This window comes from Bradyrhizobium genosp. SA-3, assembly GCF_004212635.1.
Classification (GTDB): Bacteria; Pseudomonadota; Alphaproteobacteria; order Rhizobiales; family Xanthobacteraceae; genus Bradyrhizobium.
Window position 1 is genome coordinate 1 of the sequence record NZ_PSRT01000231.1, and the last position, 8,125, is coordinate 8,125.

An 8,125-nucleotide genomic window follows, 5' to 3' on the forward strand; every position below is an offset into this window, starting at 1 on the left:
TCTTATCCAAAGCCACATCCACCATCACCTGCTCCAGCTAATACTGCTGTACATAAGCTGGTCCACACTCCACCCAATGATCTTGTCCAGGCAGCGGAGTTGCATTTTCAAAAATCGCTAAAGCACGACAACGACGGGCGAGTGACCCCGAGCTCATTCAAATCATTCTTAGCAGCTCTGAATGAGCATCGCCCGGTGGATTTTCAGAACATCGAGTCAGCCGGCCTCCGTCCGCTCGTAAATCCGCAAGCAGGTCTGGCCGCCGATCGGCTCACCTCGGCTGGTTGGCATTTCCGCATCCCGAAACCACCGGAGCAGGACGGGAAGCATGAGACTGCAGCCGCGGAGATGATCGAGCTTTACTGGATGGCATTGCTCCGTGACGTGAATTTTCTGGATTATCCGGGCAACGCCTTGGCACAAGCCGCAGCCAGCGAACTGAGCGCTCTCAAGCTATATGCCCATCCCGACTCGAGTAGTCATCCCAACTACACTGCCCGACCCGTCACGCCGGCAACGCTTTTTCGAGGCGGCGACTGGACGCCAGCGGGACAAACGAACCAGGAGCACCTTGGCCCGCTCGTTTCACAGTTTCTCTGGCTTGACGTGCCGTACGGGTCTTTGCGGATCAAGCAAACTGAAGGGCGGGTTGTAAACACCGACTATCAGTCTGGAGGCGTCCCTCACATGATCGCATGGGCCGATTGGCTCGACGTGCAGAGAGGAAAAGCCTTTCCGTCATCGATCGAACTCCCGGCCACCCCGCGGTACATTCAGAACGCGGGCGGTATCGCGCGATACGTCCATCTTGACGCACTGTATGAAGCCTACCTGAACGCTGCCCTGATCTTGCTCGGTCGACCTGAAGTTAAGCAGGATGCGGGAAATCCCTACAACCGGGATGCGCCGGTCTTCCCGCATGAAGAAGGCTTTGGCACATTCGGCTCGCCATTCATTCTATCGCTGGTCTGCGAGGTGGCAACATGTGCGTTGAAGGCGGTGTGGTACCAGAAATTTATCGGAAACCTGCGCCTGCGCCCGGAAGCCTATGGCGGCTTGGTCCATCGTGCGCTGCACCCCACGGGTTTGAAGGCCGCCGAGGCGCAATTGGCGCTCTCAAGCGGGCTTGCGGTGTTGCAGGCGTCCAACGCCTCGGGCGGTGCGGTTGCAAGAATCAGGCAAGCGAACGCCGCTCACGGCGCCAACAGCGACAGCTACTTGCTGCCGATGTGTTTCGCCGACGGCTCACCGGCGCACGGCTCGTACGGTGCGGGCCATGCCACTGTCGCCGGCGCATGCGTCACCGTGCTGAAGGCCTATTTTGCAGGAACACAGAAGCTCAAGGATGTCGGGATTACGCCCGTTATCCCGACGCCCCAAGGAACAGACCTGACAACTGTCGGAGTGCCCGATGCTGACCAGCTAACGATTGCAGGCGAACTCGACAAGGTCGCGTCCAACATTGCAATCGGACGCAACATGGCGGGCGTTCACTGGCGTACCGACTACAGCGCGTCCATGCTTCTAGGGCAGCGGATCGCGACGAGCGTCCTGTATCACCTCCGGCGGGACCACCATGAGCGTCCCTGGAAGTTCAGCTACCTGAGCTTCGGCAAAAAGGTCGTTGAGATAGAGCAGGACAGCGTCACCTACGACGGGGCCCTTGTCCTCGATGGTGACGACGACCTTGATCCTGCTCTCGAGGCGGCAAAGCTTTCGGTGATAGTTTAGTCGCGAGCGTCCGGCTTAGTTGAATGTTGCTCTCGATCGCTGCGGCAGTAACCATCTGCCGCAGCGGGCTGGCCCCTATCCATTACTCCCTAAGTTGCTGCAGAACCACGCTGGCTGATGGACCGCTTCTGACTTATGCAGCAGGCACATGAGCGGCTGAGGTTCAGCCGCGCACGTGCGCCATGATTAAGCCAGCGCGCTAGGCTGCGTGCCGCATGCGTTCGATACTCTGGGTTATGTGGTTTCCGGCATCGTCAGCCACCTTCAGAGACATGTCCGCCATCCGGCGGCTGGTATCCAAGGCACTACTGATCGTATCGCGCATCAGATCAGTCTGCACCGCTGCCAAATCGTGAGGAGTTCGGCAACGCCAGAGTTCATTCATGCGGTCCATGGTCCGATCGATCTGCTGTCGAACGAAATCGAAGTACTCGCGTGACGCGCCGTTCATTCCTTTGGCGACTGCGGTTGTAGAGTACATGATGGCTTCGGCGTTGCGAACCGAGCGTTCCGTTGCCCGCTGCGCTTCATTGCCCGTCAAACCGAACGTGAGACCAAGCTGATCAGTCGAGCGGCCCATCATCGCGGTGGCCATGTCGACGCCGAAGCGCCAAGTGTTTTGCAGCATCTCGGCATTTTGTTGCAGTAGATGGCTGCTGGCTTGGGCGACCTCCTCGCCGGCCTCAGCGGTAGCTAAGCCGATCCGTCTGGTCTGCTCCGCGGTCCTCTCGGCGGCGCGGCGGATTGTGTCCTCAGGGCTTTGGGTAGACTTTTCCTCCTGGCGTGGATTGGCCATTTGTTGCTCCATCGTTGTTGTTGGTGAGGTCGGACCCTGTGCTGTCCGTCACAGGTGCGATCCTACGCGAGCAAACGTGGGCATTTCCGGACCGTTCCGGGGCGAGCGATTTTTTTATCAATCCTCCGCCATTGCGCGCAGGAACGAGCGCTTCAACTTCCAATCATTTGATGGATTGCCTCATCTGCTCGGCACTGCGGGTCTGGTGTTCTGACTCCTCGATCATCAAGGCTCAGTAATGACCACCGCCGAAATCGGTATTGCTCATCGCCGCCTTGTTATTAGCACTTCTCGTCATCGGTCCTGGGCGATTTGGTAAGTCACACTGTCGCGCCAATCATTTCGTTGGCCGTCTTGCCGGGAGCCCTCCGTAAGATCTTCGCGCCCCGTTTTGTCCCGCAGACGTGCAAGAATGAATTCCAACGTCGCTCGTTCTCAGGCCCACACAGTTGAGGGCGGCTGCGGAGGAAAGTGCACTCCTCGTTCAATTGCAGCACAAATCCAAGCCGATTATTCGATCATGGACCATCAAATATTCCACGGAACAGAGGACCAGGTGGTCGAACTCAAGCAAGCGCGAGATTTTACATCAGGCGCTGCTTCGGTCCGATCTCACCTGGTTCCGAATGCCGGACATATGGTCACGTACGTGGTCACGTACGCATTTGCGATGAGCCAGGAGAGACGTGCTTAGAGCACCGGTGGCCACGGCGGACCCGGACTCATCGACAAGCGCCATTTCTGCTTCAACTCGCCGGCGATGGCTTTCACTGTACCCTGCGGCGCACAGGCGCAGCGGCCGGCCGCAATTCCATTCTCGATATGCCTGCTGCGATGTTCACACCTGTTTGCGCCTGGACGGATACCGGCTGCAAGGCGATCGTGCGATCCGACCCGCCCACCAGGAGGTTGGCGCCAACTCCGGCACCAACTGTGCCGCCGGCGGTCGCGCCCGCATAGGTTCCGGCCAACGCGGCGTGGCGAACCGCGGTCGGAGCATAAACGGCCCAAACGAGCTGACCGCCTGACGTGGCTCCAATATCGAGACCAAGCGTGCTGACGGTGCCTTCGTAAGCCTCGCGCGCCCTGCCTCTCGCCGATGCATAGATGCAGCTCAACTGCCGTTGTCCAGCAACGATCATGCCGACACCGGGCGATATGTTGCACGTGAGTGTGCCGACCCTCGGTCGCCCGGCCTCCTGCGCCGTTGCCGGAACCGTGGCGAGCACGAGGGCCAGGGCCGCGCACGCTGTCGCCAAATTGGTCAGCCTCGTTTCGTTCAGCGTTGTCCCAATCATGAGGGCCTCCATCGAGCGTATTCTGATGGTCCTTCAATGCGCGCTGAGCTAGCGATGTTCCCGTTGGTGGCAGAGCGAAGCTCAAGAGCACAGGACAAATCTCTGATCTGTCGAACCAGCGCCGGACGTGACGTGTGGCCGGGTTCTGACACTCAGGCGAGCCTTGCTCGAAATGATGGCCGCTTTCATGATCGCGAGTAACCGCACGTCGAAGTCGCGCGAGTGAGCCCAATGCGGGGCAATGTTCCGCGGCTGAGCGTCCTCAAACGGCTCTTGCTCTGCGGCCCACTTTGGCACGCCGTCTTCGGCCGATTGTTCTCGCTTCTGCCTTTCGCAGCCTGCTTCGAAGCGTCTCCACTTCTCTAAGCTCCGCCACAATCGCTTGCAGACGTTCGCGCAGGACAGCGCAAGTATAGACCTGATCAGTACTGGACATCGCTGCCTCAGAATATGATTTGAACTTAGAAGTCGACGAAAAGACCAAGGAAGTGAATATTCGCCAGGCCGAAGCTCAGTGAGCTAAAACTGCAGTCGCCAGATGCTCCCAGTACTCGGCCTCTGCGAGCAGTTTCCAGCTTCTCTCAGGATGAAGCGCGGCAGTCTGCCGGCAAAGTGACGCCATTGCGCGAAAGCGGCGGGCAGCTTCCATTCCAAACCTCCCATGTTTTCCCCAACATATTTTTGTATTTTATGATGGAGTCATCATGATTATTGGGCATAATTAAATTTGTCGTTTGTTGGCAGTTAATTAGGTTCCGGCGGCGCGCCTGCGTGAAATCAATTTCGCTTTTGGCTTCACATTAGTTTCGAATGCTTCGGTGCTCGGTCGTATTGCGCGCCGATTGCGCATCTCCGCGCAATCGCGCGTTCCTCCACGGGGGCATGCTGGGCAGCAACCCAATAATGCAGGCTCGTGAGCGAGCCCCCTAATGTCAGAAACCGAACCGACCGCCCCCCGCGGATTTCTCTCTAATTGGTCCGTTGCAGAGAACCTGAATCTTATTGGCGATTAGCCCGGCGCAAATGCCGGGCTTATTCGCCGACCTCATCTCTGGGCTCAGCTCAAAGGAACAAGGACGTGCGCCGGCCACCGGCGCTTACCAGCGTCTGGAGTGCACCAGCGTCTCGTCCGCGGCTCACTCCTCGAGCAAGCTATCATTTCCCTTGGGTTCCGCGATGGTCGGACGTGGTGGGACCTTGTGCGGGCGATAGCGCGACTCGCGCTCGCGAGGTGCCGGGCGTTCAGACGGGTCGCGGCCGAGCTTGGATTGCAGCTCGACGAGGTCGGTGACGATGTCGGCCGGCGGCGCAGCTCGTCGGCGATCATCCTTGGTGACGACGGTGTTGGCTCAACCACATGACTTAGCCACTGCATTTTGCAAGCGGGAGCTGCTGGAGCGCGTTTGCATTTGGCCCAGGATCTCGCGACGCCCACACAATGAATCCACGGCGCTGCCAGATTTGAGCCGCATGGCGGCCCATCTTGCCGCGAACGGTCTCGCTGGTAGGGGGCGCAACACCGGGAGTTCTCGATGTCCGGTTATTTGCGGCTTTGCTTGACGAGTTTAGTTCTTGTTGGAGATCTTGCAGCGACACCAGCGTTTTCCAACCCCTTTGCTGACCTTTTCGATAAAGCTTCACGCGAGCCCGCGCCAAGCTCTTCCGCGCAAGCGGAATGCTTGCCGCGGCCCGGCAACTCGAGCGGCGCGGGCCTACACTGGGTCTATCGGCGGGACGGCCATCGCAAATGCTGGTTCCTGGCCGAGGGTATCACGAGGGTCCAAAAGCCGGCGCATCGCCGCGTGGCCAATCGCGGCGCCAATCCCGACGAGAACGAAGCCGCGCGGCCTAAGCGGAGCCCGGTGGTTGATGCCCGCGCGGAGTTGCAGCGCGCCGCACCGGCAGAGGAGGTCCAGCCGACGCCGCCTGCACGCGAAGTCAAGGTAGCTGATGCCGCTTTCGTTTCCGGTACGGGCACGGCCCTGATGCCAGCCGCACCTTTCACCGATCTTCCCACTGGCCAGCTCACGTCCGAGCACTCCGTGCCGCTCCAAATTGGCGTGGAGAAGCCTCGCGCGGCCGTAAGCGACGTAGCCGATGCCTCGGTGCCTTCGGCTATGCCGGTGGGCATGAACGCTGCGGAGGCGGGCGATGAGGGAAAGGGCCGGACGGCAACTTGGTTGGGCTTGCTGCTGATGGTCCTGGGAATCGGCTCTGTCTTAAGCTCGAGCCGCGTGCTGCGCGAAGCCGTGCTGTTGCGCCTGGCCGCGATGGGCACATGGAATGCCGAATGTCGATAAGGTCTAGCGGCGGACTCATCAGAAATGAATGGGCGCTAAGGGCCTTAGCCTACTCGCTAGGCGAGCTGATCATCTCCGCTCCCAAACTATGGGATCGCAATGATGGAGACCGTCGAGGTCCACAAGCCCTAAGCTGCGGGGTGAAACGACCAATTGGCATCCGGTAGGGCTGAATCCGGGCCCCGCCGGGCTTCCCCTGGCGGCCTGCATGGCCTATGACGCTGCAACGCAAAAATCCCCCCAAATGACATCATGATCCGCCTCGACAACGTCAGCAAGCAAGCCGGCCACCAGATCCTTTTCATCGAAGCCTCCGCCGCCCTCAACAAGGGCGAGAAGATCGGCCTCGTCGGTCCGAACGGCGCCGGCAAGACCACATTGTTCCGGATGATTGCCGGCGAGGAACTGCCCGACGAGGGCCAGGTCTCGACCGATCGCGGCATCACCATCGGCTATTTCAACCAGGACGTCGGCGAGATGAGCGGCCGCAGCGCCGTGGCCGAGGTGATGAATGGCGCAGGTCCTGTCAGCGAGGTCGCGGCCGAATTGCGCGAGCTCGAGGCGGCGATGGCCGATCCTGACAAAGCCGACGTAATGGACGAGATCATCGCCCGCTACGGCGAAGTGCAGCATCGTTTCGAGGAGCTCGACGGATATGCGCTCGACGGCCGTGCGCGCGAGGCGCTGTCAGGCCTCGGCTTCAGCCAGGAAATGATGGACGGCGACGTCGGCAAGCTCTCCGGCGGCTGGAAGATGCGCGTGGCGCTGGCCCGCATCCTCCTGATGCGCCCCGACGTCATGCTGCTCGACGAGCCGAGCAACCATCTCGATCTCGAGAGCCTGATCTGGCTGGAAAAATTCCTGCATGATTACGAAGGCACGCTGCTGATGACCTCGCATGACCGCGAGTTCATCAACCGCGTGATCTCCAAGGTGATCGAGATCGATAGCGGCTCGCTCACCACCTACACCGGCGATTACGAATTCTACGAGCAGCAGCGGGCGCAGAACGAGAAGCAGCAGCAGGCCCAGTTCGAGCGCCAGCAGGCCATGCTCGCCAAGGAGATCAAGTTCATCGAGCGCTTCAAGGCGCGCGCCTCGCATGCCGCCCAGGTGCAGAGCCGGGTCAAGAAGCTCGACAAGATCGAGCGGGTCGAGCCGCCGCGCCGTCGCCAGAGCGTCGCGTTCGACTTTCCGCCGGCACCGCGCTCGGGCGAGGACGTCGTGGCGCTGAAGAACGTCCACAAGGGCTATGGCGCCAAGCGCATCTATGACGGCCTCGATTTCATGATCCGCCGCCGCGAACGCTGGTGCGTGATGGGCATCAACGGCGCCGGCAAATCGACCTTGCTCAAGCTGGTTGCCGGTGCGAGCGAGCCGGACCAGGGCACGGTGGCACTCGGCGGCAGCGTCAAGATGGGCTATTTCGCTCAGCACGCGATGGATTTGCTTGACGGCGAACGCACCGTGTTTCAGTCGTTGGAAGACCAGTTTCCGACCGCGGGGCAGGGGTCCTTGCGCGCGCTCGCCGGCTGCTTCGGCTTCTCAGGCGATGACGTCGAGAAGCGCTGCCGGGTGCTGTCCGGCGGCGAGAAGGCGCGCCTGGTGATGGCCAAGATGCTGTTCGATCCACCGAACTTTTTGGTGCTGGACGAGCCGACCAACCATCTCGACCTCGCCACCAAGGAGATGCTGATCACCGCGCTGTCGGATTTCGAGGGCACGATGCTGTTCGTCTCGCATGACCGGCATTTCTTGGCGACGCTGTCGAACCGCGTGCTGGAGCTGACGCCCGAGGGCATCCACCAGTATGGCGGCGGCTACACGGAATATGTCGCGCGCACCGGGCAGGAGGCGCCGGGGTTGCGGTCGTAGTGGCGGCGGTAGCCGCGCAGCGCAATCCGGGGTTCGTGCCACGCGAGCGGTCGCACGGTGTGGTTATTGTGCCCCCGGATTGCGCTTCGCTCCATCCAGGCTACAAGAGGCCGCTTGATGTCGTT

The 8,125-nt window shown here is 60.6% G+C and carries 5 protein-coding genes and 1 pseudogene; 3 read left to right on the forward strand and 3 right to left on the reverse strand.

What is annotated here, in order from left to right; genetic code table 11:
- Positions 1-1,731: vanadium-dependent haloperoxidase (locus tag CWO91_RS40570; RefSeq protein WP_208753142.1), on the forward strand; the 1,731-nt coding region annotated here is incomplete at its 5' end.
- Between the two features lie 199 nt (positions 1,732-1,930).
- On the opposite strand, the gene CWO91_RS40575 is transcribed toward CWO91_RS40570, so the two are convergent.
- The 3 genes and pseudogenes from CWO91_RS40575 to CWO91_RS44860 all read right to left on the reverse strand — a co-directional run.
- Positions 1,931-2,527: a phasin family protein gene (locus tag CWO91_RS40575; protein WP_130220931.1), complete on the reverse strand. Its 597-nt coding sequence runs from the start codon at positions 2,525-2,527 to the stop codon at positions 1,931-1,933.
- 767 nt (positions 2,528-3,294) lie between these two features.
- Positions 3,295-3,825 (reverse strand): DUF992 domain-containing protein, encoded by a 531-nt coding sequence (locus CWO91_RS40580; protein WP_130220932.1) that lies wholly within the window; start codon positions 3,823-3,825, stop codon positions 3,295-3,297.
- Positions 3,826-4,961: 1,136 nt separating this feature from the next.
- Positions 4,962-5,182: pseudogene (locus CWO91_RS44860) on the reverse strand (NYN domain-containing protein); the annotation flags it as partial.
- A 175-nt stretch (positions 5,183-5,357) separates the two neighbouring features.
- Here CWO91_RS44860 and CWO91_RS40590 point away from each other — a divergent pair.
- Both CWO91_RS40590 and CWO91_RS40595 read left to right on the forward strand, forming a co-directional pair.
- Positions 5,358-6,125 (forward strand): hypothetical protein, encoded by a 768-nt coding sequence (locus tag CWO91_RS40590; RefSeq protein WP_130220933.1) that lies wholly within the window; start codon positions 5,358-5,360, stop codon positions 6,123-6,125.
- A 252-nt stretch (positions 6,126-6,377) separates the two neighbouring features.
- Entirely contained in the window at positions 6,378-8,000 is a 1,623-nt protein-coding gene (locus CWO91_RS40595; RefSeq protein WP_130220934.1) for an ABC-F family ATP-binding cassette domain-containing protein, read from the forward strand.
- The last annotated feature ends 125 nt before the right edge of the window (positions 8,001-8,125 follow it).

Excerpts from the sequence above, each read along its gene's own strand:
- CWO91_RS40595 (WP_130220934.1), top strand. The coding sequence starts at position 6,378 with ATGATCCGCCTCGACAACGTCAGCAAGCAAGCCGGCCACCAGATCCTT.
- CWO91_RS40580 (WP_130220932.1), bottom strand. The coding sequence starts at position 3,825 with ATGATTGGGACAACGCTGAACGAAACGAGGCTGACCAATTTGGCGACA.
- CWO91_RS40575 (WP_130220931.1), bottom strand. The coding sequence starts at position 2,527 with ATGGCCAATCCACGCCAGGAGGAAAAGTCTACCCAAAGCCCTGAGGAC.
- CWO91_RS40590 (WP_130220933.1), top strand. The coding sequence starts at position 5,358 with ATGTCCGGTTATTTGCGGCTTTGCTTGACGAGTTTAGTTCTTGTTGGA.